The organism is Mangrovimonas sp. sgz306409 (assembly GCF_059735265.1).
This window is the reverse complement of the sequence record NZ_JCAPEU010000006.1, coordinates 18,496-44,623: the sequence shown is the minus strand read 5'-3', so window position 1 is coordinate 44,623 and position 26,128 is coordinate 18,496. Positions and strand designations below refer to the sequence as shown.

General features: G+C 38.9%; 27 protein-coding genes. 8 read left to right on the top strand and 19 right to left on the bottom strand.

Annotated elements, in window-relative coordinates; translation table 11 throughout:
- Nucleotides 1–37: 37 nt before the first annotated feature.
- From AC6I5C_RS11295 to AC6I5C_RS11255, 9 genes are all read right to left on the bottom strand, one after another.
- Nucleotides 38–601, bottom strand: coding sequence for a DUF1579 domain-containing protein (locus AC6I5C_RS11295; protein ID WP_497905245.1), 564 nt, complete (start codon nt 599–601; stop codon nt 38–40).
- Nucleotides 602–666: 65 nt separating this feature from the next.
- Nucleotides 667–2,208, bottom strand: a complete 1,542-nt coding sequence (locus tag AC6I5C_RS11290) for an acyl-CoA carboxylase subunit beta (protein WP_497905244.1) — start codon at nt 2,206–2,208, stop codon at nt 667–669.
- Between the two features lie 29 nt (nt 2,209–2,237).
- Nucleotides 2,238–3,680: an acetyl-CoA carboxylase biotin carboxylase subunit gene (accC, locus tag AC6I5C_RS11285; protein WP_497905243.1), complete on the bottom strand. Its 1,443-nt coding sequence runs from the start codon at nt 3,678–3,680 to the stop codon at nt 2,238–2,240.
- Nucleotides 3,681–3,724: 44 nt separating this feature from the next.
- Nucleotides 3,725–4,207, bottom strand: coding sequence for an acyl-CoA carboxylase biotin carboxyl carrier protein subunit (locus AC6I5C_RS11280; RefSeq protein ID WP_497905242.1), 483 nt, complete (start codon nt 4,205–4,207; stop codon nt 3,725–3,727).
- 71 nt (nt 4,208–4,278) lie between these two features.
- Nucleotides 4,279–4,965, bottom strand: a complete 687-nt coding sequence (locus AC6I5C_RS11275) for a 3'-5' exonuclease (RefSeq protein WP_497905241.1) — start codon at nt 4,963–4,965, stop codon at nt 4,279–4,281.
- Between the two features lie 7 nt (nt 4,966–4,972).
- Nucleotides 4,973–6,892, bottom strand: coding sequence for a DUF294 nucleotidyltransferase-like domain-containing protein (locus AC6I5C_RS11270; protein ID WP_497905240.1), 1,920 nt, complete (start codon nt 6,890–6,892; stop codon nt 4,973–4,975).
- 35 nt (nt 6,893–6,927) lie between these two features.
- The gene (locus tag AC6I5C_RS11265; RefSeq protein WP_497905239.1) at nt 6,928–7,608 is read right to left on the bottom strand and encodes a PrsW family intramembrane metalloprotease; all 681 of its coding nucleotides are present in this window, start codon (nt 7,606–7,608) and stop codon (nt 6,928–6,930) included.
- A 10-nt stretch (nt 7,609–7,618) separates the two neighbouring features.
- On the bottom strand, nt 7,619–8,167 hold the full coding sequence (locus AC6I5C_RS11260) for an NUDIX hydrolase (RefSeq protein WP_497905238.1): 549 nt from the start codon (nt 8,165–8,167) through the stop codon (nt 7,619–7,621).
- 39 nt (nt 8,168–8,206) lie between these two features.
- The gene (locus AC6I5C_RS11255) at nt 8,207–9,295 is read right to left on the bottom strand and encodes a M42 family metallopeptidase (RefSeq protein WP_497905237.1); all 1,089 of its coding nucleotides are present in this window, start codon (nt 9,293–9,295) and stop codon (nt 8,207–8,209) included.
- Between the two features lie 135 nt (nt 9,296–9,430).
- Between AC6I5C_RS11255 and AC6I5C_RS11250 the strand changes: the two genes are divergently transcribed.
- The 4 genes from AC6I5C_RS11250 (at nt 9,431) to trhA (ending at nt 15,536) form a co-directional block, all read left to right on the top strand.
- The gene (locus AC6I5C_RS11250; RefSeq protein ID WP_497905236.1) at nt 9,431–10,318 is read left to right on the top strand and encodes an ABC transporter ATP-binding protein; all 888 of its coding nucleotides are present in this window, start codon (nt 9,431–9,433) and stop codon (nt 10,316–10,318) included.
- A 44-nt stretch (nt 10,319–10,362) separates the two neighbouring features.
- A complete protein-coding gene (locus AC6I5C_RS11245) occupies nt 10,363–14,013 on the top strand; it encodes an ABC transporter permease/M1 family aminopeptidase (RefSeq protein ID WP_497905235.1) in 3,651 nt (1,216 codons plus the stop codon).
- Nucleotides 14,014–14,223: 210 nt separating this feature from the next.
- Entirely contained in the window at nt 14,224–14,901 is a 678-nt protein-coding gene (locus tag AC6I5C_RS11240) for a DUF4294 domain-containing protein (protein WP_053977737.1), read from the top strand.
- 8 nt (nt 14,902–14,909) lie between these two features.
- On the top strand, nt 14,910–15,536 hold the full coding sequence (gene trhA / locus AC6I5C_RS11235; RefSeq protein ID WP_497905234.1) for a PAQR family membrane homeostasis protein TrhA: 627 nt from the start codon (nt 14,910–14,912) through the stop codon (nt 15,534–15,536).
- Between the two features lie 5 nt (nt 15,537–15,541).
- Here trhA and AC6I5C_RS11230 read toward each other — a convergent pair whose 3' ends face one another.
- Genes AC6I5C_RS11230 through AC6I5C_RS11220 form a run of 3 tightly spaced genes read right to left on the bottom strand, consistent with a single transcriptional unit; the run spans nt 15,542 to nt 17,420 of the window.
- Nucleotides 15,542–15,973, bottom strand: a complete 432-nt coding sequence (locus tag AC6I5C_RS11230) for a DUF4268 domain-containing protein (protein WP_497905233.1) — start codon at nt 15,971–15,973, stop codon at nt 15,542–15,544.
- 22 nt (nt 15,974–15,995) lie between these two features.
- Complete coding sequence (locus AC6I5C_RS11225) at nt 15,996–16,670, bottom strand: ZIP family metal transporter (RefSeq protein WP_497905398.1); 675 nt, start codon at nt 16,668–16,670, stop codon at nt 15,996–15,998.
- A gap of 18 nt (nt 16,671–16,688) precedes the next feature.
- The gene (locus AC6I5C_RS11220; protein ID WP_497905232.1) at nt 16,689–17,420 is read right to left on the bottom strand and encodes a class I SAM-dependent methyltransferase; all 732 of its coding nucleotides are present in this window, start codon (nt 17,418–17,420) and stop codon (nt 16,689–16,691) included.
- Nucleotides 17,421–17,543: 123 nt separating this feature from the next.
- Here AC6I5C_RS11220 and AC6I5C_RS11215 point away from each other — a divergent pair, with 123 nt between their 5' ends.
- Entirely contained in the window at nt 17,544–18,701 is a 1,158-nt protein-coding gene (locus tag AC6I5C_RS11215; RefSeq protein ID WP_497905231.1) for a THUMP domain-containing class I SAM-dependent RNA methyltransferase, read from the top strand.
- Between the two features lie 69 nt (nt 18,702–18,770).
- On the opposite strand, the gene AC6I5C_RS11210 is transcribed toward AC6I5C_RS11215, so the two are convergent.
- The 4 genes from AC6I5C_RS11210 to rlmD all read right to left on the bottom strand — a co-directional run bounded on the left by AC6I5C_RS11210 (nt 18,771) and on the right by rlmD (nt 22,142).
- Nucleotides 18,771–19,304, bottom strand: coding sequence for a lipid-binding SYLF domain-containing protein (locus AC6I5C_RS11210; protein ID WP_497905230.1), 534 nt, complete (start codon nt 19,302–19,304; stop codon nt 18,771–18,773).
- Between the two features lie 142 nt (nt 19,305–19,446).
- On the bottom strand, nt 19,447–20,193 hold the full coding sequence (locus tag AC6I5C_RS11205; protein ID WP_497905229.1) for a DUF6048 family protein: 747 nt from the start codon (nt 20,191–20,193) through the stop codon (nt 19,447–19,449).
- The gene (locus AC6I5C_RS11200) at nt 20,159–20,692 is read right to left on the bottom strand and encodes a DUF6452 family protein (RefSeq protein WP_497905228.1); all 534 of its coding nucleotides are present in this window, start codon (nt 20,690–20,692) and stop codon (nt 20,159–20,161) included. Before AC6I5C_RS11200 ends, AC6I5C_RS11205 begins: the two co-directional genes overlap by 35 nt.
- Nucleotides 20,693–20,729: 37 nt before the next feature.
- The gene (rlmD, locus tag AC6I5C_RS11195; RefSeq protein WP_497905227.1) at nt 20,730–22,142 is read right to left on the bottom strand and encodes a 23S rRNA (uracil(1939)-C(5))-methyltransferase RlmD; all 1,413 of its coding nucleotides are present in this window, start codon (nt 22,140–22,142) and stop codon (nt 20,730–20,732) included.
- A gap of 135 nt (nt 22,143–22,277) precedes the next feature.
- Between rlmD and rocD the strand changes: the two genes are divergently transcribed.
- Nucleotides 22,278–23,522, top strand: coding sequence for an ornithine--oxo-acid transaminase (rocD, locus tag AC6I5C_RS11190; RefSeq protein WP_497905226.1), 1,245 nt, complete (start codon nt 22,278–22,280; stop codon nt 23,520–23,522).
- A 64-nt stretch (nt 23,523–23,586) separates the two neighbouring features.
- Here rocD and AC6I5C_RS11185 read toward each other — a convergent pair whose 3' ends face one another.
- Together AC6I5C_RS11185 and AC6I5C_RS11180 are read right to left on the bottom strand one after the other, a co-directional pair.
- On the bottom strand, nt 23,587–23,931 hold the full coding sequence (locus tag AC6I5C_RS11185) for a CCC motif membrane protein (protein ID WP_053977747.1): 345 nt from the start codon (nt 23,929–23,931) through the stop codon (nt 23,587–23,589).
- Between the two features lie 16 nt (nt 23,932–23,947).
- Nucleotides 23,948–24,229, bottom strand: coding sequence for a DUF2752 domain-containing protein (locus AC6I5C_RS11180; RefSeq protein ID WP_497905225.1), 282 nt, complete (start codon nt 24,227–24,229; stop codon nt 23,948–23,950).
- A gap of 11 nt (nt 24,230–24,240) precedes the next feature.
- Between AC6I5C_RS11180 and AC6I5C_RS11175 the strand changes: the two genes are divergently transcribed.
- Together AC6I5C_RS11175 and AC6I5C_RS11170 are read left to right on the top strand one after the other, a co-directional pair.
- Nucleotides 24,241–24,594 carry a hypothetical protein gene (locus tag AC6I5C_RS11175; RefSeq protein WP_497905224.1) on the top strand — a complete coding sequence of 118 codons (354 nt, stop codon included), beginning with the start codon at nt 24,241–24,243 and terminating at the stop codon, nt 24,592–24,594.
- Entirely contained in the window at nt 24,591–25,145 is a 555-nt protein-coding gene (locus tag AC6I5C_RS11170; protein WP_497905223.1) for a DUF8465 domain-containing protein, read from the top strand. Before AC6I5C_RS11175 ends, AC6I5C_RS11170 begins: the two co-directional genes overlap by 4 nt.
- Here the strand turns inward: AC6I5C_RS11170 and AC6I5C_RS11165 are convergent.
- The gene (locus tag AC6I5C_RS11165) at nt 25,142–26,050 is read right to left on the bottom strand and encodes a hypothetical protein (protein WP_497905222.1); all 909 of its coding nucleotides are present in this window, start codon (nt 26,048–26,050) and stop codon (nt 25,142–25,144) included. The genes AC6I5C_RS11170 and AC6I5C_RS11165 overlap by 4 nt on opposite strands.
- Nucleotides 26,051–26,128 lie beyond the last annotated feature (78 nt).

The following is a 26,128-nucleotide window of genomic DNA, read 5'->3' as shown; positions in this document are numbered from 1 at the left end:
GGCCTTTGTTATTTTTGTTTTAGAATGGAGTCATTTGTTATTTACTTCTGGTATAAACAATTTCCATGTTTTTGATTTGCTTACCGTCTTTGAGAACAAACATTTCAAAGGTATGGGAATCATTGTTGTTGTATGTGAGCACTTCCCTAATCCAAGTGTCTTTGCCTGTGGCAGGATCAATCATGGACCCTTCCAAGGTTACAATCTTCTTGTCAGGATCATAATCTCCTTCCATATACATAATCCCACTGCCCATGTTGTCTATCCAAGAGGATACAAACTTCTTCTTGGCATTATCATAACCAATGATGCTTTCACCAAGGAAAGGCGTTCCCATCATCTCTCCTTTGTGTGTAGACCGTTGGTAAAGGCCATTCATGATCATTTCATTAACTGTGTAGGCTTTTGAAATGTTTGCTGGCTGCGAAGGATCCATCCACATCTTTACCGTGGCATCCCAATTTCCATCCATGGAGGCCAAGAATTTATGTGGCGCACCCGGCGTCATATTGTCTTGCCAAGCTTTCATTTCTTCGGGGGTCTGCGACCAGATAGGTACCGTTAAAAGGAAGCAAATGATTCCTAAAAAAACTCTTTTCATAACTAATTGGATTAATAACTGTATCATAAAGATACAATTAAAATCGAATTTTTTAACAGATTTGTTTACAGTGGAATATTGCCGTGTTTGCGTTTTGGCCCATCTACTTTTTTGTCTTGTAACATGGCAAAAGCTTTGATCAATTTTCTTCGGGTATCCTGTGGCAAAATGACCTCATCGATAAATCCGCGTTCCGTAGCACTATAAGGATTGGCGAACTTTTCTGCATATTCGGCTTCTTTCTCTTTCAATTTAGCCTCATGGTCTTCGGCTTCCTTGATTTCCTTTCTGAAGATAATCTCGGCAGCGCCTTTAGCTCCCATCACCGCAATTTCGGCACTTGGCCAAGCAAAGTTCATGTCGGCGCCAATGTGCTTGGAGTTCATTACGTCGTAAGCACCACCATAGGCTTTTCTAGTAATTACGGTCACTCTTGGTACCGTAGCTTCACTGAAAGCATAGAGTAATTTGGCTCCATGAACAATGATACCGTTCCATTCTTGATCGGTTCCAGGAAGGAAACCAGGCACATCTTCCAATACTAAAAGAGGGATGTTGAATGAATCGCAAAAACGAACGAAACGCGCTGCTTTTTTAGAGCTGTTGACATCTAAAACACCCGCCAAGAACATAGGTTGGTTGGCCACAATACCAATACTACGCCCACCTAATCTTGCAAAGCCTACAATGATGTTTTCGGCATGGTCCTTATGGATTTCATAGAAAGAGTCAGTGTCAATAATACCTGAAATCACATCGTGCATGTCATATGGTTTGTTGGCATTATCCGGAATGATATTTTCCAATTGCTCTCTAACTTCATCCTTTAGTTCAAAAGGAATGGATTTAGGAGCTTCTGTATTGTTTTGAGGTAAATAACTTAACAGAGACTTGATATCTTCCAAACAGGCAATGTCATTTGCTGAGGTTTTATGGGCAACCCCAGATTTTGAAGCGTGTGTACTCGCTCCTCCCAATTCTTCGGAAGTAACAGTTTCATTGGTTACCGTTTTCACCACATTAGGGCCCGTAACAAACATATAACTGGTATTTTCCACCATTAAAGTGAAATCGGTCATGGCAGGTGAATAAACCGCCCCTCCAGCACAAGGTCCCATGATGGCCGAAATTTGAGGGATGACTCCTGAAGCCTGAACGTTGCGGTAAAAGATATCGGCATAACCACCAAGCGAACGAACCCCTTCCTGAATTCTAGCCCCACCAGAATCGTTAAGGCCAATAAGTGGCGCTCCAACTTTTACAGCCAAATCCATAATCTTGCAAATTTTCTCCGCATGAGTTTCGGAAAGTGATCCGCCAAATACGGTAAAGTCTTGCGCGAAAACATAAACAAGCCTACCATGAACAGTTCCATAACCAGTTACCACACCATCACCATAAAATTGTTGGTCTGCCATGCCAAAATCTTTGGTTCGGTGTATTACCAAGGCGCCAATTTCTTCAAAAGAACCTTCATCCAAAAGGTAGTCGATACGTTCTCTAGCCGTTAGTTTTTTATTGTCGTGCTGTTTAGCGATGCGCTTTTCTCCACCGCCTAAATACGCTTGGGAGAGCTTTTCGTTAAGTTGCTTTATTTTAGATTCCATACGGGAATATTTTAAATCTTAATAGGTTATTAATTATTTGGGAGTCTCAATAGTTTTTGGTCCTCCAAATACCGTTTTAAGGCAATAAGTGCCGCAATTTCAGCTTCTGTATGAAACTCAGCTTCCAAGGCTTTTGGATCGTAATATTTTTTGACAAAATGGGTGTCAAAATTTCCAGATCTAAAGGCTTCGTGTTTACATACAAAGGTTCCAAACGGAAGGGTAGTAGCGACGCCTTTTACGTGATAATTGTCTATGGCTTCCAGCATTGTTTCAATAGCTTCCTCACGGGTGTTACCGTAAGTGATCAATTTTGAAAGCATAGGGTCGTAATAGATAGGAATGTCCATGCCTTCTTCAAAACCATTGTCAACCCTTATGTTTGGTCCTTCGGGAAGTTGGTAGGTTTCCAAATGACCTACACTCGGTAAAAAGTCGTTTAGAGGGTCTTCAGCATACACACGTAACTCTAAAGCGTGTCCTTTAATACACAAATCTTCCTGCTTGATAGGAAGTACTTCTCCTTGAGCTACTTTTATTTGAAGCTCCACTAAATCCACTCCGGTGATCAATTCTGTTACGGGGTGTTCCACTTGCAATCTGGTGTTCATTTCCAAGAAGTAGAAGTTGTGTTGTTCATCAAGAAGAAACTCAACAGTTCCTGCACCAACATAGTCGCAGGCCTTTGCCACTTTTACAGCGGCTTCGCCCATTCTCTCACGTAGGGCAGGCGTTAATACCGAAGAAGGCGCTTCTTCAACCACCTTTTGGTGACGACGTTGTACACTACATTCCCGTTCAAATAAATGAACAACATTGCCATGGGTGTCTGCCATCACTTGAATTTCAATATGTCTTGGAGAAGCTACGTATTTTTCAATAAACACCGATCCGTCTCCAAAGGCTGAGGTTGCCTCACTAATGGCCCGTGTCATTTGGGATTCCAAGTCTTTTTCCGAATCTACTACACGCATGCCTTTTCCACCACCTCCGGCAGAGGCCTTGATTAAAATTGGGAAGCCAATGTCTTTGGCAATTTCTTTAGCTTTATCTACATCGGTGATGGCTTTGTCAATACCGGGTACCATTGGGATGTCGTATTCCTTTACGGCATCTTTGGCTGCCAGTTTACTTCCCATGATTTTTATGGCCTTCGACTTTGGACCGATAAAAGTGATGTTATTGCTTTCACATAATTCAGCGAAATCTGCGTTTTCACTTAAAAAACCATATCCCGGGTGAATGGCGTCGACATTTAGTTCTTTAGCAACGGCAATTATTTTGTCTCCTAGTAAATAGGATTGGTTGGAAGGGGCTTCTCCAATCAACACGGCCTCATCTGCAAATTTTACGTGAGGCGCATTGCGATCCACGGTAGAAAACACCGCCACCGTTTTGAGTCCCATTTTTTTTGTGGTTTTCATTACCCGAATGGCAATTTCACCTCTGTTGGCTACAAGTATCTTTTTCATATATATTTTGGGGTAAAGAGCAAAAACTTCAGCTCTTTTCTTAATTATTCAAATTCTATTAACAATTGATTTTTTTCCACAGCATCTCCTTTGGCTGCTGAAATGGATTTGATGACCCCATCTCTTGGAGAAGTAATGACATTTTCCATTTTCATGGCCTCAAGAATCAGTAAAGGTGTGTTTTCTGTAACGCTGTCTCCAACGGTCACCGAAATATCAAGGATCAACCCTGGCATGGGTGCCTTAATTTCGTTGACATGTTTAATGTTTCCCAAGGCAAACCCCATACTTTCAATGAGCGTATCCAAAGGACTGTGAATTTTTATGTTGTAACTATTATTGTTGATATTGACCTGGTAGGTTCTGTTGTTGAAATCGGTATTGGTGATTTCTGCTTGGTATGATTTGTGGTTCCTAAGAACGTGGTAGGCAGTGTTTGAAGTTTTAACGGCATTTAATTGTGAAACCTCAGCTGTGTCCACTTCTAAGTCCAACTGATTATTAACCGAAATTTTAAAATTTCCCATATATTTTTGTTTAAGCGCTAAATATAGGGAATATAAAATGTATGTTTTTGAGAGAACTGTAATTTTTGCCTTTACAGGTTGAACATCTTGGAGAGGGTTAGTTTCTTTTTATTACTTAAAATTGCGGTGGTTTTTAGGAAAATAAGAGCGGTAATTAGGGCGTCTCCTGCAGCGGTATGCCTATCGGAAACGTCCAAAATATAATTCTCGGCAATTTCGTCCAGTGTATAGGGTTTGTCGTATTGAATGAAATTGGATTTGATGCGTGTGGCTCTGTAAAGGTTCACAGTATCCAAGACCTTATTTTTGAGAACGGGGAGACCTTTTCGCTTTAGCATTTCGTTGATCATGGTCATATCAAAACGTGCATGATGGGCCACAATAATAGCGTTGCCCACATATTCCAAAAACTGTTGAATTGCCTCATCTTCACTAAAGGTCACAATGCGTTCGTGTTTGAGGATTCCGTGGATTTTTACCGTTTTTTCATTGAAATGCTCCTGACGGATATAGGTTTCGAAAGTATTGGAAACATTGATCTGTCTATTAACAATCTCTACAGCCCCGATACAAAGTACCCTATCGATGTTATAATCGAAACCTGTAGTTTCAGTATCCAAAACGACAAAGCGGCTGGTTTGTAAATCCAGTTCTGGTTCGTGGTCAAAAAGCGCAGCATAACGCTCCCAATAGTCGGGGTAGTAAGACTTGGGAGTCTCGGTATTCTTGGATTTATTTCTTCTAAAAAAACTTAGCATGGCACGATTATAAAAGGTGACCTAGGTTAAAGCGCATTTTGATATATTCCTGAACGTTGTTAATGGTTTTAAAGCAACGTTTTAATTTCAATTTTTCCTCTTTTGTCATGGTTTCCAATTTAATGAAACGTCCATCGTCGTTATTGATGAGACCATGTTTGGTCCTAAATTTCAAAATAGCCTTAAAAGAATAGGAGCAGGCTAAAAAGAGTTCTTTGTTTTCAGGAACCAGTTCTGCCAATTTTTCAAAACGTTCTCCCGTATTGGTGATGGTTTTGATTTGATAGTTCAACGTCAATAATCTTGCAGCATCTATAAGTGGCATTAAACCACGTTTTTTAATGTCGAAGAAGTCCTTGTATTCACCGTCACTTTCTACCAAAAACTGTCTGAAGAAGCCTAAAGGAGAGGCACTTCTCAAGGCATTGGTACCCAATTTGGACATGAACAAGGAGTTGTTCTTTGTGATTTTTAAGGTATGTTCCGCCAAAGCATTGGTTAACGAAGCATCCCCAAAACTGATATCGAAATCGAAAAAGATGGAAGAGAGTAATATTTCATCATTTCCAGTATTGGTAGTCCATTCGGTAAATTGGGCTTTCCACTCATCGAGACTTAAACACCATCTTGGGTTTTTCGCCATCATATCGGCATTGCAAAAATCAAATCCAACAGTATTCAGACGTTTGTTGACCCTTTTAGCCAATTTAAGGAAGTAGGCTCTTACGTCTTCCAAACGATCAGCGCTTACATTTTCAAAAATAATGGCGTTGTCCTGATCGGTCTGAAGTAATTGTTCCTTACGGCCTTGACTTCCTAAAGACATCCAAGCGAATTTCACTGGAGGTTCTTCTTTCATCTTTTCCAAACAACGCTCAATGATCCGTTTTATGGTAGCATCGTTAAGCTCAAAAATGATTTTACTGGTATGTGTAAGCGGAATATTGGACTTGATATACCCTCTAAGCAAAAGAGTGATGTTTTCCCTGATGCGTTTGAGGTCTTTGGTGTTGTTTGAACGCTGAATAGCTTTCATTAACACCGAAGGGCTATTTCCCTGTAACAACACTATGTCATGGTCTGAAACCAAACCGATAATCCTGCTGTTAGGCGTGCCATCTTCGGTGATACACAAATACCCAATTTGATGCTTCATCATGGAAATTTGGGCCTGTGCAATGGTAATATTTTTAGGGTAACAAAGCACAGGACTGTTCATTATTTTGGAAGCACTTTCGTTAATGGTATGAAGCCCGGTCACCACTTTTTTGCGTAAATCCTTATCGGTGATCATCCCAATTGGCAGGTCGTTCTCTTCTATAATCACAGACCCTATATTATGTTCGTCCATCATTTTGGCAATGGTCTTGATTCTGGTATTAGGAGCAGCCGTCACAATCTTCTTAGTGTATTTTATTGGCTGTAATTCAAAGAGGTTACTGCTAGCTTCAACACTGGCTGTGCTTTCCGAAAAAAACTCCAAATGGTGTTTTTTGGTGAACGGATTTTCGGTATGGGAAGCAAAACTTTCTATAAGATAATTACCGATGTTTTTGTTTTTGGCAGCCAAAGGCCTGAACAGTTCAATAGGAATACCATAAAGGATGGATTCTTCATCGGTAACGGAAGTAATGGCATAATTTTCTTGGGCAAACAATGGCCGAAGCCCAAAAACGTCACCTTCGTCAAATTTGTCAATAACTTCCGAAGAGCCATAATTGCCTTTTATCAATACTACAGCACCTTTGTGTATGATATAAAAATGGTCCTGTAAAGGGCTGTCTTTTTCATAGATCACTTTTCCCTTTTCCAAATAGGTAATAGTTACTTGTTTGGCAATTTCCAAAAGGTCCGATTTCTTCACCAAATCAAAAGGAGGGAAGCGTTTTAAAAAGTCGGCAATACGTTCGGCTATGGTATTTTTCATAGTACTAAATTAACAAAAAGAATGCTGCCCAATCGCTATTTTGGGACTTTAAATTTGGAATTTTCCTGATGGGTTTTTATGGCTTTTCTGGAGAGGACAATTCCCAATAACAATGAGATGACAGCCCCAATCCAAATGCCAGGAACAAAATGGATGAACAGAAAGAAATCGTAAGCGCCATGGAACAGAATCGCAAAAAACAAGCCAGCAAAATTCAACTTGATACGGCTTTTTGAGAATTTTGCTTTCCCCATAAAATAGCCCATGATAATTCCAAAGGTGGCATGTGCAGGAACTGCTGAAAATGCCCTGATCAATGCAATTTGATAACCTCCTTCCAAAACATACATGATATTTTCTGTAGCAGCAAATCCCATGGAAACCATAACGCTGTACATAATGCCATCGTAGGGTTCGTTGAAATCGGCTTTGGTTTGGGCATAATAGCGCACAATAATGTATTTACTGAATTCTTCGGTAAGCCCAACCACAAAAAAGGCCTTTATAAATTGCTCAAAAATGCTGTAGCTATTATTGAGAGGGAGTATCATGTCAAAACCAAAATACAGGATGCTGGTGATGATGATACTCACGATGCTTCCAAGTAAAAAACTGAACAGTAAAAGATGTTTGGGCTCTTTTTCGTATTTGTCCTTTAAGTAAACATAAAGAATGATAATGAATACTGGCGCCGTGGCCATAAGAAGTAATTGCATCAATTTTGGGTTATTGACGGTTTATAATAGCTTCCAAAACCGTTTCGTAGTAGGCCCGGTTGGAAGGCACAAAATGATCGTTGTTGCCGCTATTTTTTAAAAGCTCTTTAAAGGTGGCGATATCTACCAATTTTAAAGCCTCCACCTCACCGGGTTGGGGCTTTAAAATTTCCAAAGGAACCTGTAATTCGGCGATATAAGTGTGGTGAAATTCATTATCCGTAATACCAAAAGGGTAGGACTGAAAGCACTCAAAAACGCCAATTTTATCTAGGTCGGTTTGTTTGAGGTCAAGGCTTAATTCTTCCTGAGTCTCACGAATGGCGGCATCTTCAATACTTTCGCCTGCATCTACATGACCTGCCACGGAAACATCCCACATGCCCGGGCAAATGGCTTTTTCAAAACTGCGTTGAGCCAATAAAATGTCTCCATTTTTGGTGTATAGCCAAAGGTGTGCTGTATTGTGGTAATGCCCTTTGGTATGAATTTCAGATTTTGGACAGGAGGCTCCTGTAAGTGTCCCTTCTTTGGTTACAATATCTATAAGTTCGTCCATGCTGTATATAAACAAGATTCCCGCTTTCGCGGGAATAAGTTAATTAAAATATGAGAATGTTTCTCCGTCTTTTATTTGTAATAGGGTTTCGTAAATCAATCGAATGACGTTTTCAACATCGTCTCTGTGTACCATTTCCACAGTGGTGTGCATATAGCGCAACGGTAAGGAAATAAGTGCAGAGGCTACACCGCCATTACTATAGGCAAAAGCATCGGTGTCGGTTCCTGTTGCACGCGATAAGGCTGATCTTTGGAACGGAATTTTGTTAGCTTCGGCAGTATCAGTAATTAAATCGCGTAATTTTTGTTGTACTGCGGGTGCATAAGCCACTACAGGTCCCAATCCTAATTCCAAATGACCTTCTTTCTTTTTGTCGATCATTGGCGTTGTGGTATCGTGAGTTACATCGGTAACAATGGCCACATTTGGTTTGATGGTTTCGGTAATCATTTCAGCACCGCGCAATCCAATTTCTTCCTGAACTGAATTGGTGATATAGAGTCCGAAAGGTAATTCCTTTTTGTTTTCTTTTAATAGACGGGCCACTTCAGCAATCATAAAACCTCCCATTCGGTTGTCTAAGGCACGACATACAAATTTATCGCCGTTTAAGATGTGGAATTCATCTGGATAGGTAATCACACATCCCACGTGAACCCCCATACTTTCAACTTCGGCTTTGTCTTTGGCTCCAACATCTATAGTAATGTTTTCTATCTTTGGTGTTTCTTCCTTGGCTTTATCTCGAGTGTGGATAGCAGGCCAACCAAAAACCCCTTTTACAATCCCTTTTTTCGTGTGGATATTAACAATTTTACTCGGTGCAATTTGGTGATCGCTACCACCATTTCTAATGACGTGGATCAAACCGTTGTCAGTGATGTAATTTACATACCAAGAAATCTCATCGGCGTGTCCTTCAATAACCACTTTGTATTTGGCTTCAGGATTGATAACTCCCACTGCAGTTCCGTAGGTGTCAGTAATGAATTCATCCACGTAAGGTTTTAGGTAGTCCATCCAAAGTTTTTGGCCTTCCCATTCGTAACCTGTTGGAGATGCATTGTTTAAATATTTTTCTAGAAATTCTAATGATTTTTTATTGAGTAAGCTGTCGTTTGCCATAGATATTAGTTGTTAGATTTCCGTAAAAATACTAGGATTTCTTCAGTTTCAACATTAGTAAAACTATTTTTTGTAACAAAACCTTATATTTTTACACTTATAACCTCTAAAACAGAACTGCTAAATAATATACCTATGAAATTAGTCATTAAAGATCTTACTAAAACCTATAAAAATGGGGTAAAAGCCATTGATAATTTAAGCCTGGAAATAGGCACCGGAATGTTTGGTTTATTGGGGCCAAACGGAGCGGGAAAGTCATCTTTAATGCGAACCATAGCTACCCTTCAGAGTCCAGATTCCGGCTCTATTATGTTTGGAGACATCAATGTGTTGGATGATAAAATGGCATTGCGAAAAGTGCTTGGATATTTGCCGCAATCGTTTGGCGTATACCCTAAAATGTCGGCCGAAGCACTTTTGGATTATTTTGCCACTTTAAAAGGCGTGTCTTCCAAAGTGGAACGAAATGCCTTGGTTAGGGAGGTATTGGAAATTACCAATCTGTATGATGTACGAAAGAAACATGTTGCGGGTTATTCAGGAGGTATGAAGCAGCGTTTTGGGATTGCACAGTTGTTATTGAACAATCCTAAACTTATTATTGTAGATGAGCCTACTGCAGGGTTGGATCCAGCAGAAAGACACCGATTTTTAAATGTTTTAAGGGAAGTAGGGACTAACTGTACCGTGATTTTTTCAACTCATATTGTGGAGGACGTAAAGGAATTGTGCACCGATATGGCTATTTTAAATGGCGGAAAAATTTTAATGCAAGCTACACCAACCCAAGCAAGGGAATCACTAAGAGGAAAGGTTTGGACCAAAGTTGTAGAGCGTGATGAGTTGGAGCAAATGGAAGCTCTGTACAATGTACTTTCTTCTAATTACAATGAAGATAATACCTTGAATATTCGGGTGCATTCAGACACACTTCCAGCCGATGATTTTGTCGCTGCCGAACCGCAATTGGACGATGTATATTTTATAGCCTTGAAACAGGACGAACCAATAGTTTCCTAAGCAAACAGGAAAGTCTTGTCATTTTCTAATTTAAAAATACATCTATGTTCTTCACGATATTTACACACGAACTTCGTTATTGGCTAAAAAAGCCAGCCACTTATATATACGCTGCCATATTTTTTGTGTTGGCCTTTTTTATGGCGTCTGCATCGGCAGGAATTTTTGACAGTGTCACGGTTACCATGGGGTCTTCACGAATTGTCAATTCTCCCATCGGAATTTTTAATCTGTACAATGCTTTAACCATTTTTATTTTCTTTTTGTTTCCATCCATAATTGGAATTTCCATTTACAGGGATTATAAGAGTGAAATGCATACCATTTTGTATTCCTACCCGTTTAGCAAGGCCAATTATTTGTTTGCCAAATTTTTCAGTGCCATTGTGGTGGTAACGGGAATTGTATTTGTTATAGGTATCGGTATGTTTATTGGGTTCAGGTTTCCTGGAACCAATTCTGAGCTGGTGGCGCCTTTCGATTTGCAATCCTATTTGTATACCTATTTGGTTTATATTCTACCGAATGTATTGCTGTTTGGGGCCATTGTTTTTGCTGTAGTAACCTTCACCCGAAATATTGCAGCGGGCTTTATCACCATCGTACTTTTGATTTTTGTTCAAGGTTTGATGGAAGGTTTATTGTCAGATCCCGATAATAGGGCCTTAGCCGCCATGTTGGATCCTTATGGCGCTTCTGCAGCAGATTATTATGTAAGATATTGGACCGTTGCCGAACAGAACGAATGGCATTTGCCTTTTAAAGGGCTCATCATCTATAACCGTTTGTTATGGTTGGGGATTGCCTCTTTAATCTTTGGATTGGTTTACAAATTCTTTTCCTTTAGTCAAAACGCTGTTAGTTTTTCATTTAAAAAAGATAAGGGAGAACGCTCGGTTAAACGGAATTTTGGAGGCATTACCAAAATCAACCTTCCAAAGGTGAGTTTTGATTATTCCTTTCTTCAAAACCTAAAAACCACTTGGAAATTGTCCAATATGGAGTTTCTCTACATTGTTAAAAGTTGGCCGTTTATTAGCATATTGATTGTTGGTTTGATCATTGTTTTGATTTCACTTTCTGAAATTGGCAACCTCTTCGGAACACCTACCTTACCCGTTACGTGGAAAATGTTGAATGGCGGTTCGGCATTTGTGATTGCTATCAACATCTGTACATTTTTGTATGCAGGTTTGTTGGTACACCGAGGTAATATCACCCGAATGGAAGATTTAATTGATGTAACGCCTATTCCTAACTGGACGTTGTTCCTGTCTAAATTCATTGCCTTGTTAAAAATGCAGTTGGTGATGTTGGCCATTATCATGGCGTCTGGAATGTTGTTTCAAATCTATAATGGTTATTACAATTTTGAAATTGGGCATTATGTGTACGAACTGTTTGTGTTGAGTTTCATTAGCTATGCCATTTGGGCTTTTTTGTCAATGTTTGTGCAAACACTTATGAGAAATCCTTACTTGGGGCTGTTTGTACTGATTGTATTGGCTATAGGTATGCCATTGTTGAGTTTGGCTGGAGTGGAGCAGGCTATTTTTAAATATAACCAAGGCCCTGGATATGCGTATTCCGATATGAATGGTTATGGGGATTCTTTTGGTCTTTACATGATTTACAAACTGTATTGGTTGCTCTGCGGTTTGGTGCTATTGGTATTTACGGCGCTATTTTGGGTAAGAGGATTACCAGATTCATTTAAGGAGCGCATACAAATTGCCAAAAGCAGATTGACGCCTAAAATGACCATGTTACTTTCAGTATTTGTAATTGGCTTTTTGGCACTCGGATTCCGAATTTACTATCAGAACAATATTTTGAATACCCGAATTTCTTCCAAAGAATCAGAGCTTAGGACTGTGGAATGGGAGAAGACTTATAAGAAATATGAGAATGCCGCACAGCCTCGAATTGTTGCGGTGAAGGCCAATGTGAATATTTTTCCAAAGAAACTCGATTTTGATGCTTCCGGGGAATATGTAATGGTCAATAAAACCGATGTGGCCATCGATAGCATTTTTGTAAACCACAATTCGTATCCAAGTACGTTTGAATTTGATAAGCCTAACACATTGGTGTCTGAAGATACTATCTACAATTTCGATATCTATGAGCTGAAGCAGCCTATGCTGCCTGGCGATAGTCTTACCTTGAGTTTTACGGTAAAGAATAAACCCAATAGTTTGTTGGAAAAGAATTCGCCTGTAAGACATAATGGGACGTTTATCAATAACTTTCAGATTTTTCCAAATCTGGGATATAATGGCGGAGAGTTGCAAGACAACAAAACAAGAGAGAAGTACGATTTGCCTCCAAACGAGCTTAAGCCAATGCCAACCGATTCTACGGCATTGGGCAATACTTATATCGCCAAAGATTCGGATTGGGTAGATTTTGAAGCAACAGTTAGTACCTCTGAAGATCAAATAGCGATTGCCCCCGGATATTTACAAAAGGAATGGACCGAAAATGGGCGTCGTTATTTCCATTATAAAATGGACAGTAAAATCTTGAATTTTTACGCATTCAATTCTGCTGAATATGAAGTGAAGAAGGATACATGGAAGGATGTGAATTTGGAAATCTATTACCACAAAGGTCACGAGTACAATTTGGACCGCATGATGGCGGGAATGAAAGCTTCATTGGATTATAACACGAAGAATTTTGGGCCTTATCAGCATAAACAATTACGCATTATAGAATTCCCGAGAACAGGAGGCAGCTTTGCGCAGTCCTTTCCTAATACCATTCCGTTTTCGGAAGGAGTCGGGTTTATTGCCGATGTGGATGAAACAGAAGGAGGCGGGGTAGATTATCCATTTGCCATTACGGTGCATGAAGTGGCGCACCAATGGTGGGCACATCAGGTGATTGGTGCCGATGTGTTGGGAGCTACCATGTTGTCCGAAAGTTTATCGGAGTATGTGTCGTTGAAAGTGTTGGAACATCAACAGGGCAAGAGCCAAATGCGCAAGTTTTTAAAAGAGGCTTTAGATGATTATTTAACCCAAAGAACTTTTGAGTCCAAACGCGAAAAACCATTGATGTATAACGATGGGCAAGGCTATATCCGTTACCAAAAAGGCTCTTTGGTGTTCTATGCTATAAGCGATTATATAGGCGAAGAGCAACTTAACAATGCCTTGAAAGCTTATGTGGAGAAGGTGAAGTTTCAAGAAGCGCCTTATACGACTTCCGTGGAAATGGTGGATTATATCAAAGAGGTTACTCCAGATAGTTTGCAATATGTTATCAAAGACATGTTTGAAACCATTACCCTTTATGAAAATAGAGTGGCAGATGTCACTTCTACAGAGTTGGAAAATGGAAAATACCAGGTTGATATTCATTTTCAGGTGAGTAAATATAGAAATGACGAAAAGGGAAAGCGCTTCTTTTCAGATAACGGGAAGGATTCTTTACAATACCAATCGGAAACTATGAAGAAACCGGAATATTCTGTGCCGTTGGCCGATTATATCGATATTGGAATTTTTGGAGAAGAGGAAGTAGATGGCGTTAAAAAGGAAACAGGGCTCTATTTGAAAAAGCAAAAGATTACCCAAATAGACAATCATATCTCAATTATAGTAGACGAAAAACCTGTTGAAGTAGGTGTAGACCCTTACAACAAGTTGATTGATACGAACAGTAACGACAACCGGAAAAAGTTGTAAGCCATTTATGGAAAACCATAAGCATTGCTTATGGTTTTTTTATGGCATCAATAAATAAGGCTGTTATATAATATTAATAGTATTTTAAGGTTTTAGAGACTGTAAATTATTAATTTTACCCTAACATTTAAAACCTGTAGAATTAGAATATTCCTTTACCAAAGGCACTTTCTGTTATATTTGGAATGGTTTTGGATTTAAAAATTGTCTATGAAGTGGCTTTGCTACATAATGGTTAGTTGTCCCTTGGCCATATGGGCGCAAGTGAAACCTGTAGAACAAGATTCTACACAGGTGGATTATATTATTGTGGAAGGAGATTCCATCCCGCGTACTTCCATAGATTTACATGAAGTCATTTTACTACACAAACTAAAGTTTGATGATAAAGAAGCCAGGAAGCGCTACTTGATCCTGAAACGAAAAACCATAAAAGTATATCCTTATGCCAAATTGGCGGCAGAGCGATTGGTAGCCCTTAACGAGCGTATTGGCAAATTGGATAACAATCGAGATAAAAAGAAATACGCCAAAATGGTTCAGCATTATATTGAGGATGAATTTTCAGCAGAACTTAAAAAGTTGACCAGGACCGAAGGGCAAATTTTGGTAAAACTCATCCATCGACAAACGGGAAGCACTACTTTCGATTTGATAAAGGATCTCCGCAATAGTTGGCGTGCCTTTTGGTTTCAAAACACCGCGCGGTTGTTTGATATTTCCTTGAAGGAAGAATTTGATCCCATGAATGTGAAGGAAGATTATTTAATAGAAGACATTCTGGAACGCGCCTTTCAAAATGGGCAGTTGATTCGTCAAGAACCAGCTATCGATTTTGACTACTATGACCTTACTGATAAATGGACGGTAACCAACGTGAAAAATTAGATGAGTCCATGCGAAAACAAACACACTTTGAAGAACAGTTAAACGCCAGTAGCCATGCCTTTGGGGCAATACTAGGAATTATAGGCCTTGTGTTGTTAATTGTCTTTTGCAGTTCCACTATTCCTTGGGGACTCTTCAGTGTGGTAATTTATGGTGTTTCCATTATCGTCCTATTTTTGGCTTCTACCTTTTATCACGGCATTAGGGAAGAGCAGAAGAAACACTATTTTAGGATTATGGACCATATAAGCATTTATTTGCTTATTGCAGGAACCTACACTCCCGTACTTTTAATTGCCTTGCCACATAGTTTGGGGTGGCCTTTGTTTTGGGTGGTTTGGGGGATTGCGGCTTTTGGAGTCTTCTTGAAACTGTTTTTTACAGGCCGCTTTGAAGTTTTTTCGGTAATCCTTTATTTGGTGATGGGCTGGTTGATTGTTTTTGATTTTTCTGCTTTAACCGAACAAGTATCCAGTAGCGGTTTAACATTGTTGTTTGCAGGAGGACTTTTTTACACCTTGGGCATCATTTTCTATGCAATAGATAGGATTCCTTACAACCACGTGATTTGGCACCTTTTTGTATTGGCTGGTGCCATTAGCCATTTCTTTATGATTTTTCTTTACGTAATATAGATTGGTTAATCCAACTTAATAACGTCCTTGAAATCTTCAAAAAATGCTTCAAATCGGTCCATGGTGGTATTGAAAAACACCATCACATCCTGCCAAGTGTTTTTGTTGTGAATGGAGACTTTCTGCTCTAAAGGCACATAGATTCTGGAAATTTCCTTACCATTTTCCAATAGGTGTTCTTCTTCAAAAATAGCTTCAGGTAAATAGTCTTCCAATAAAATGGTCTTTAAGGATTCCAATTGTCCCCAATAGGTAATGCGGTTTTCCAAATCGCCTTCAACATCCAGAGAGACCAAAGCTTTTTTTGTGTCAAAATGAAATTTAAAACTGAACTCCTTAATTTTGGTATCGTACAGAATCCACTTTCTTGGGAAGGATTTTCCAAAACTGGTCCAAAACTCCTGACGTATCAATCTCGATTCTTCTTTGCTAAACATGGATAATGCTGTTTCTGTATTCTTAAATCATATAAGCTATGGCAATCCCAAACAAGATAGCAAATAGTTTGGTAACGCTAAACTTGTGGCCTTCGTCACTTTCAAACAAAATGGTAGTTGAAATATGGAAAAATATTCCAATTACAATAGCATTGATCATCGTGATATAATCTGCGATCAACTCCCAGCTTTGAGACAATAAAGTTCCCAAAGGTGTCATGATGGCGAAAATGGATAGGAATGCTATAATTTGAAGTTTGCTAAAGTGCGAATGCAATAAAAAGCCAGTTATGACAATGGCAATTGGGATTTTGTGGACTAAAATTCCATAGACCATATCGTTGTGTTCGTGGATTGGAAATCCTTCAAAAAAACTATGGATACACAAGCTGATAAATAAAGCCCAAGGAAATGCATGTTCATGTTTGTGAACGTGTACGTGGCCATGTTCGGCACCTTTAGAAAAGAACTCCAATATCACTTGGAATAATATTCCGAACATGATGAAGAGGCCTGTTTGTTTGGCTTCCAAATGTTCATATACCTCGGGAAGTAATTCAAAAAGGGTCAATGCTAATAAAAAGGCCCCGCTAAAAGCCAATAACAATTTTGTGTTGAGGGTATTGCTTTTTTTTGTGACAATAACAATGCCTATACCAGACAATACAGCAATTATGGGCAAGAGATATTGATAAATCATACTAGCAAGATACAATTATTTAAAAATCATGATTAGACGTTCGGAGGTGCCTTTGTAGAATTTTCGCAAATTGTAATCGCCAAAAACATCCAACAAATACACACCGGCTTCTTCAAAAAGCGCTTCAAAATCTTCCAAAGAAAAGGCTTTTACTCGTTCTTGGAAGTTGTAGTCATGCCCTTCATGTGTAAATGAAATATCCTTATAGATATAACCGTCTTTTACATAACGTTTAAGATGAAAATCGATACCTTCCATGGTTTTGGTTTCTTCAGGAACAAGGTTCGAAATAACGTAATCACTGTTCATAAAGTCAATCACTCCCAAACCGTAGGTGTTCAAATTGTTCTTGATGGCGGTAATGGTAGCTAGATTACTAGCATCTTCATCAAAATAGCCAAAACTTGTAAAAAGATTCAATACGGCATCAAACTCCTTTTCATAAGGCGTGCACATATCGTGAACCTTAAAACGAAGCGTTTCGGTTTCATATTGTTTGGCATAGGCTATGCTGTTTTCGGAAAGGTCAATTCCTGTAACATCATACCCCAATGAATTCAAATACTTGGAGTGGCGACCTCTCCCACAGGCCAAATCCAAAATTTTGGAATCGGGCGAAAGATTTAAGTATTTGGTAAGATTGTCCATAAAGCGTTGTGCTTCATGGTGGTTTCTGTCTTTGTAGAGTATATGGTAAAAAGGCGTGTCAAACCATGACGTATACCATTGTGTTGTATCTTTTGTCATAAATATTTCAAGAGAAAAGGAACATTTGATGTTACCTTGGTTGATTGTGGTTTCAACCTATTTACATAATGCTATTATGTGCCACAAAAATACTTTATTTTTGCAATCTATTTGGAGTAAACTATGGAGAATAATTTTAAGATGGTAGCCAAGACCTTATTTGGCTTTGAAGAACTGTTGGCTAATGAATTGACACAACTTGGAGCCCAAGAGGTGAAACCAGGCGTACGTAATGTAAGCTTTGTGGGAGACAAGGGGTTCATGTATAAGGCTAACTTGGCGTTGCGCACAGCTATAAAGATTTTGAAACCTATCAAGTCGTTTCGGGTGGTGAGTGAGCAGGATTTGTATGATAAAATCTATCAAATGCCTTGGGAAAATTATATGAAGTCTACTGGCTCTTTGGCTATTGATGCTACTGTACACTCCCAAACGTTTACACATTCCAAATACATTGCCCTTAAAACAAAGGATGCCATTGTAGATAAATTTAGAAACACTACAGGACATCGTCCAAGTGTGGATTTGCGTTTTCCTGATTTAAAAATCAACGTGCATATAGATCGTCAGCAATGTACCATATCTTTGGATACTTCTGGAGAATCTTTGCATAGAAGAGGGTATAAGACAGCCACGAACATTGCCCCAATTAACGAAGTGCTTGCAGCTGGGTTGGTAATGCTATCCGGTTGGGACGGCCAATCCGATTTAATGGACCCAATGTGTGGTAGTGGGACTATTTTAATTGAAGCAGCGATGATAGCTTGTAACATTCCGCCAAATCTAATGCGTAAGGAATTTGCTTTTGAGCGTTGGCAGGATTGGGATGTCGATTTGTTTGAAACCATTGAAGAGTCCCTATTGAAAAAGACACGTGATTTTCACCATAAAATTATAGGTTACGACAAATCACCAAGCGCAGTGAACAAGGCCAAGGACAATGTGAAAAATGCCCACTTGGAAGAGTTTATTACCATAAAGCATGAGGACTTCTTTAAAACCCAAAAGGCAGGAAATGAGAAACTCCACATGTTGTTCAATCCACCTTACGGCGAGCGTTTGGATATAGAAATGGAAAGTTTTTACAAATCGATAGGGGACACGCTGAAGCAAAGCTATCCTAGAACCGATGCTTGGTTTATTACGTCTAATTTGGACGCCTTGAAATTTGTAGGGTTAAGGCCTTCCAGAAAAATTCAATTGTACAATGCCAAGTTGGAATCTAAGCTTGTGAAATATGTGATGTACGAAGGCAGTAAAAAAGGAAAGTATATGTCCTAATTGATAAACTAGATATGTTATAAAAAAAGCGTTTCATAATTGAAACGCTTTTTTGTTTGTATCATAGTTCTAAAATCCTTTGTAGTTAAATATTTGGCCTCCAACAGACACTTCAGCCATCAAACCTCCTTTGGTATGGGTAAACACAGCTACACCATCGGTGTATTTGGCATCTAGGGATTGGCCCATGGTTAAAGCTGTTGCAGAGATGCCAGCATCAAACTTAAAGTCACCTTTCTTGAATTCATCTAGAGCATTGGCAGTTTCAAAAAAGATGATTTCAATAAGTGCCTGTCCTCCAATTTGGGCACCAATATTGATTTCTTTTACACTGGCCATTCCTTGTGCCACACCAGAAACATAGAGCACACCATTTCCCGAAGCCCCTCCAACAATAAGTCCTCCTTTACCAACATTTGGGAAGATGACATAACCAGCAGAGGTTTCAAAATACTTTTTTAAATCCGGAGAATGTTCCAACATTTCAATTTGGGCCTTTTCAGCATCGATAATAATTTTTCTGTCTTTCTCAGTTTGGGAATAGGCAGATAAGGCAAACATGCTAAGTGCAAAAACGAAAACTAATTTTTTTAACTTTTTCATAATGGTGGTGTTTTTGTTAAAAATAGAAGCTTAAAGGTAATGATTTTAGCGTAAAATGCTGTTTGTTAATGGTTTAGAATTATTGTAAAGAAAAGAGGGCCAAATAGGCCCTCTTTAATAAATGTATATGAAATAGAATATGTTATTCTTCTTCTTGGATTACTTTTTTGTCTTTCTTGAATATGGGAACTAGATAAGAAATGGAATAGCCAAACCCCATTCCGAAAGCACCACTGTCGTATGTTCTGTTGAAACCAGGGATGTAGATGTTCTCAAAGTTTCCTGGTTCAGTTTCGGTGATACGTCCCTTTAGTTGGGCGTTGATACCAATAAACAAATTTTTAAAGGTTTCGGCTTTTATTCCAATAATAAGTTCTCCCCAAAACGCTGTCAAGCCATCAAATTCCTGAGAGTCGTAAGAGGTGTATGGATTGCTCCAATATTGATCGGCATTATAAACGGTATAACTGTTTACAGTTTGGCTAAAGGTGCTGGCACCAACTCTAAAACCTGCATAGATCATATTTTGCATATCCAACCAGTTGGTGTACATATTATAATCAACCCCAGCCTTAAAATAGCCTCCTTTGGTAGTGACATCCAAAAAATTGGTTTTGGTGGTTTTTTCTTCGGTGCCTATCTCGCCAGCCAAATATAATTTTTGAGTGAGACGATAATCTCCCATAATTTCAAACCCAGAATAGTACTCATCAATCAAACTACGAATGGGTTTGCTGATATCAGCCCCTATTCGTAGGCCGTATTTCTGTTTGTAAACTAAAGTGTCGTTGCTGATAGAGTCTTTTTCCTCTTGAGCTGTTGCTAATAAAGGGAACAACAGCAAAACCAATATTTTAATGATAAATGTTGATGTGCGCTGCTGTTTCATTTTCTATGGTTGTGTTTACGGTTACGGCGTTAATGATCCAAATGTCCTCATCGTTGGTTTCATCTACATCTATTTCTGTTCCGGCAAAGGTACTTTTATAACCACAAGCTCTGGAAACGTAGACAAACTCTGGAGTATAGTTAACTTCAATAATATCGGTATTGGAAGCAGTGTTTTCCTCAGTGTCGCTGTCGTAATCGGTGTTTATTTTTAATTCAAATCTAGAAATGGCTGTGATGCCTTCCTCTTGAAAGTTCAAAGGCAATAGTATAGAGTCTGTAGTTGTATTGGTGACAATTTCCTCATCCAAACCTTCACCTTTTACGGTAAGTTTTCTTGCAGAAAGCGTATTTGTAGGATTATTGACATCGTAAAAACGAATAATCAAATGAGGAGTGGTAGCCGTGGTTTCGGCACATATGTCATCTTTTTCGCAACCTATAACAAGGTATCCCAGGATGGCTAAAAGCGGACATACAATTTTTAAATATCTTACCATAGTTAGATGTTCTGATTAGCAGAATTAGGGTGCCTTATTAATTTCGGCGTTCTAAAAGTACAACATTTTCTACATGGTAGGTCTGCGGAAACATATCTACCGCTTGTACCTTGGTTACTTTATAGGCATCATCCATTAAGGCCAAATCCCTAGCTTGTGTGGCACTGTTACAGCTTACATACACTACTTTTTCCGGAGCAATATTTAATATTTGCTGAACCACATCCTTGTGCATTCCGTCACGTGGCGGATCGGTAATGATTACATCTGGATGGCCATGTTGGCTGATGAAGGCATCGTTAAATACATTTTTCATATCGCCCACATAGAAGTCAACGTTTTCAATGCCGTTTAATTGTGCATTTTCCTTGGCAGCTGTTATGGCATCTGGAACCGCTTCTACACCCACAACCTTTTTAGCTTTTTTGGCCACAAATTGTGCAATGGTTCCTGTACCTGTATACAAATCGTAAACGAGTTCGTCTCCTTTAAGGTTGGCAAATTCACGGGCAATTTTGTAAAGCTCATAAGCTTGCTTGGAATTGGTCTGGTAAAACGACTTTGCGTTGATTTTAAACCTTAGGTCTTCCATTTGTTCAAAAATATGATCTTCACCCTTGTAGCAAATTACTTCTTGGTCATAAATGGTATCATTTGCTTTTTCGTTGATCACGTATTGCAATGAGGAAATTTCAGGGAAGGTTTCAGCCAAATGATCCAACAACAATTCTCTCTTCGCTTTATCCTCCTGAAAGAATTGAATCATGACCATAAGGTCTCCCGTTGTGGAAGTCCGAATCATGAGCGAACGCAAAAATCCAGCTTGGTTACGAGTGTTGAAAAACTCCATGCCGTTGGCAATGGCGAAGGATTTCACCTCATTGCGTATGGCGTTGGAAGGGTCTCCCTGCAACCAACATTTCTTCACGTCCAAAATTTTGTCCCACATCCCTGGAATATGAAATCCTAAGGCATTTTTGTCGCCCAAATCTTCATCAGATTGGATTTCTTCTTGAGTAAGCCATCTGCTATCGCTAAAGGAGAATTCCATTTTGTTTCGGTAGAAATATTGTTCTGAAGATCCTAAAATAGGAGTGACTTCAGGCAGTTCTATATGCCCAATACGTCTCAAGTTGTTTTCAACCTCTTTATGTTTGTATTCCAATTGGTATTGGTAATCCATATCCTGCCATTTACAGCCACCACAAACCCCAAAATGCTCACATTTTGGTTCGCTGCGTTTCTCGGATAATTTATGGAATGCAATGGCTTTACCTTCATAGTAAGCCTTTCTCTTTTTATAGGTTTGGATGTCTACCACATCACCTGGAACGGCATTAGACAAAAATATCACTTTACCGTCTGGCGCCTTGGCAACCAGTTTGCCTTTGGCCCCGGCATCTATCACTTCTACGTTGGTAAATACCTGCTTTTTGTTTCTTCTTGACATGTGGCAAAAATAGAATAAATGCCGGTAAAAATTCCAAAAATAGGACAAGATTTAGTAATTTGCAGCCACTACAAAGACGGATGATTTCTCTCCTGAAAGAAGGAATTGCAAATATTTTAATTAAAAGTAAATAAAATGGCGGTTTTAGACCAAATGACGTCCCAGCAAGCAATTGATTTAGAAAACAACTATGGAGCTCATAATTACCATCCACTTCCAGTGGTTTTGAGTCGTGGTGAAAGTGTGCATGTTTGGGATGTTGAAGGGAAACAATATTATGATTTTTTATCGGCGTATTCTGCAGTCAACCAAGGGCATTGTCACCCAAAAATTGTAGGGGCTATGGTAGCGCAGGCGCAAACATTAACCTTGACTTCAAGAGCATTTTACAATGATGTTTTGGGGAAATATGAAAAGTTTGCCTGTGAGTACTTTGGTTTCGATAAATTGCTTCCTATGAATACGGGAGCAGAGGCTGTGGAAACAGCTTTGAAATTATGTAGAAAATGGGCTTATGAAGTGAAGGGAATTCATGAAAATGATGCCGAAATTGTAGTTTGTGAAAATAACTTTCACGGACGTACCACTACTATCATCTCTTTTTCAAACGATCCTGTAGCGCGTGAGAATTTTGGACCTTATACCAAAGGATTTATCAAGATTGCATATGACAATTTAGAAGCCTTGGAAGAGGCTTTAAAAAGCAATCCAAATATCGCTGGATTTTTGGTGGAACCTATCCAAGGTGAAGCTGGAGTATATGTTCCAAGTGAAGGATATTTGGCTAAGGCCAAGGCTTTGTGTGAGCAATATAATGTACTATTTATTGCCGATGAAGTACAAACAGGAATTGCCCGTACAGGAAAGTTATTGGCGGTAGACCATGAAAATGTAAAACCAGATATTTTGATTTTAGGGAAAGCCTTGAGTGGTGGGGCCTATCCTGTAAGCGCGGTATTGGCTAATAACAGCGTCATGGATGTTATAAAACCTGGAAATCATGGGAGTACTTTTGGAGGAAATCCAGTGGCGGCTGCAGTTGCCATTGCTGCTCTGGAAGTGATAGAAGAAGAACAGTTGGCTGCCAATGCCGAGGAATTGGGGCAATTGTTTAGAAGTGAAATGAACAAGTACATTGCAAGCAGTGAATTGGTTAGTTTGGTGCGAGGAAAAGGCTTGTTAAACGCCATTGTCATTAATGATGATGAGGAAAGCGATACGGCATGGAACATCTGTTTGGCATTGCGCGATAATGGATTGTTGGCAAAACCAACCCATGGTAATATCATTCGTTTTGCACCACCTTTAGTAATGACAGAGGAGCAATTATTGGATTGTGTAAACATTATTACCAAAACACTAAAGCAATTTGAAGCTTAATCCAGATAAGTCATAAATAAAAAATGCGACCAATTGGTCGCATTTTTTATTGTGTGAAGTGATGTTATTCTTGTGGCAAACCTTGTTGGATTTCTTGCAAACGCTCTTGCAATAATTCTGGATTTGATAATGCTTCCCATCCAATAAAGCTAATGATCCACGCTATGTAAGCAATGGAAATGATGCTTAAAATAACACCAATAATACCCATAATTCTTCCTGCTTTTACATTGCCATAGCCCAAATACTCTTCTGGAGCCGATTGGTAAAGTTTTGTAGCTTTTGAACCTAATACAATAGCAATAATTCCACAGATAAGTCCTGGGATTCCATAAAAGCAACAGCCTACAATTGATAGGATTCCCATTACTAAGATTAAGGTTGAATTTGGTAAAGTTTGTTTTTCCATGTTGATTAGTTTAAAGTTAAAAGTGTTTTAAATAATAATTTATCAAGGTAATTGTAATATTCAGGATGAATAGCGCTAAAATAATTTTATGCCCGTACTTGAATTGGTATTTAATATGCGCCAATAGAAAAACTCCCAATAATAACAAGGTGTAAATGGCAGGGTACATTTTAAACGCTGCCGAAAATTCACCTTGAAGTACCAGTACCAAGGCACGTTGCGTACCACAGCCCAAGCATTCCATCCCGAAGGTTTGCTTCCAAAGGCAGGGTAGCATGAATGACTCTAGTGATGACATAATTGTTAGTAATGACTTCTAACAAATGTATGAAATCTGGAGGCTATTTAAATGAAATTGCAAGTATTTTCATATATGAAAATGTAAATGAATTGCAAGTCAAGCTGTTAATATTACTTCTAAAAGCTGTATTTTTGAAGCCTCTTTTATTGCAGTTTATTATGAATATTCCAAAACGCATCAACTATATTTTTATAGTTATTGGAGGGATTGTGGCATTTTACGCTCAAGCCCAAGAAAAGCAAAATACTTTTGTGTTAATTGGCGGCGTTGCATTGCTGATGCTCGGCATTTATGGAATATCTAAAAATATTCCAAGTAAATTTGAAAAGGACGATACGGACGAAAATGACCTAGACGCATGAGTTTAAAGATTGGAGACAAAGTTTCGGTGTTGGATGAGGATATCACAGGTGTCATCACCACGAAAAAGGGTGATTTATTTGGAATAGAAACCACCGATGGTTTTGTATTGGAATTTTATGCTCATGAACTTGTTGTTATTGAAGCATCATTAAAATCGGAAGTGTTTTCGGAGCAGTCTGCTTTTGAAGTGATTCAGGAGAAGGAAATTTCGCAGAAAAGAAAATCGCAAAGAACCAAACCTAAGGAGCGTAATTTACCAGCTATGGAAGTGGATTTGCATATCCATCAATTAACGCCCAAACCCAACAGGCTTTCCAACCATGAAATGTTGACTCTACAATTGGATACTGCCGAACGCCAATTGAAGTTTGCCATTAGCAAGCGCATTCAAAAAGTGGTGTTCATCCATGGTGTGGGAGAAGGCGTTCTAAAAACCGAATTGGAATACCTTTTTGGCAGATATAACAATGTTACCTTTTATGCCGCCGATTACCAAAAATATGGCATGGGAGCTACAGAAGTTTACATTTATCAGAATGTAGAGCCTTAATCTTCCTCTGTAGAGAAATCTACTTCCAAGGTATAAGTTCCCAAATCTATTTCATCGGTACTCAATACCGTGATATCTACATTATGTACTGTAAAATAAATTGAAATGGTTCTGGTATAGGTGTTTTCAATAAACTCATCAAGTGGAAATTCATCTTGAGCATTGCTATCCAAGTATCGTGCAATGGTGGCATCAACAGCAAAATCGTTGGCTGGGTTTTTATCACCATTTTCATCCTCGTATCTCGTAAGGATGCCATCCCCATCATCATCATTATCTAGGTAATCTGGGGTGCCATCTTCATCAGTATCTCTAGCATCATCAAAATTATTATCGCCATTTGGATCTGGTGCTTCATTTTTGGTCTTCACATTGTCATTGTCATCATCTTCATCTAAATAATCAGGAATACCATCCCCATCTGTATCGGTTGGGTTGGTACTAGGATCATTGTCACCGTCTAAATTGGCATCTTCTACAGAAGAAGGAATACCATCATTATCATCGTCTAAAAATGTGGAATAGTATTCAACGGTACCCGAGGTAGCCTCGTAGTTATTGGTAACGGTAACCGTTTCATCAGGAACTAAATTACAGATAAAGTTCTCGGGATTGTTATCGTAGGTTCTGTAATGAAATCTTACGTTTGTCCCGTTTATGGCCATTGAACCTTCAACAATACCGTCTTCAGGATTAAAAATACCATCGTTTGTACTGTTGGAAGGAAACAGTAGGCTCAAGGATTCGTAGGGAGATTCCTTGGTTTTATATAATAGGTAAGACTCTGATGTTTCCGGGCAGAGCGTTAATTCGTCTTCAAAATCAAGTTCCACGTCAAGAATGTCACCATCATCACAGGATACTATAAAAAAGGCAACAAACAGAAGGTATATAAAGTTTCGCATAGTGGTAATTTGAGTCACAAAAATAAGAGAATTGTTAATTTATAACGTGGCATCTGGGAAATAATTTTATTTCCTGTA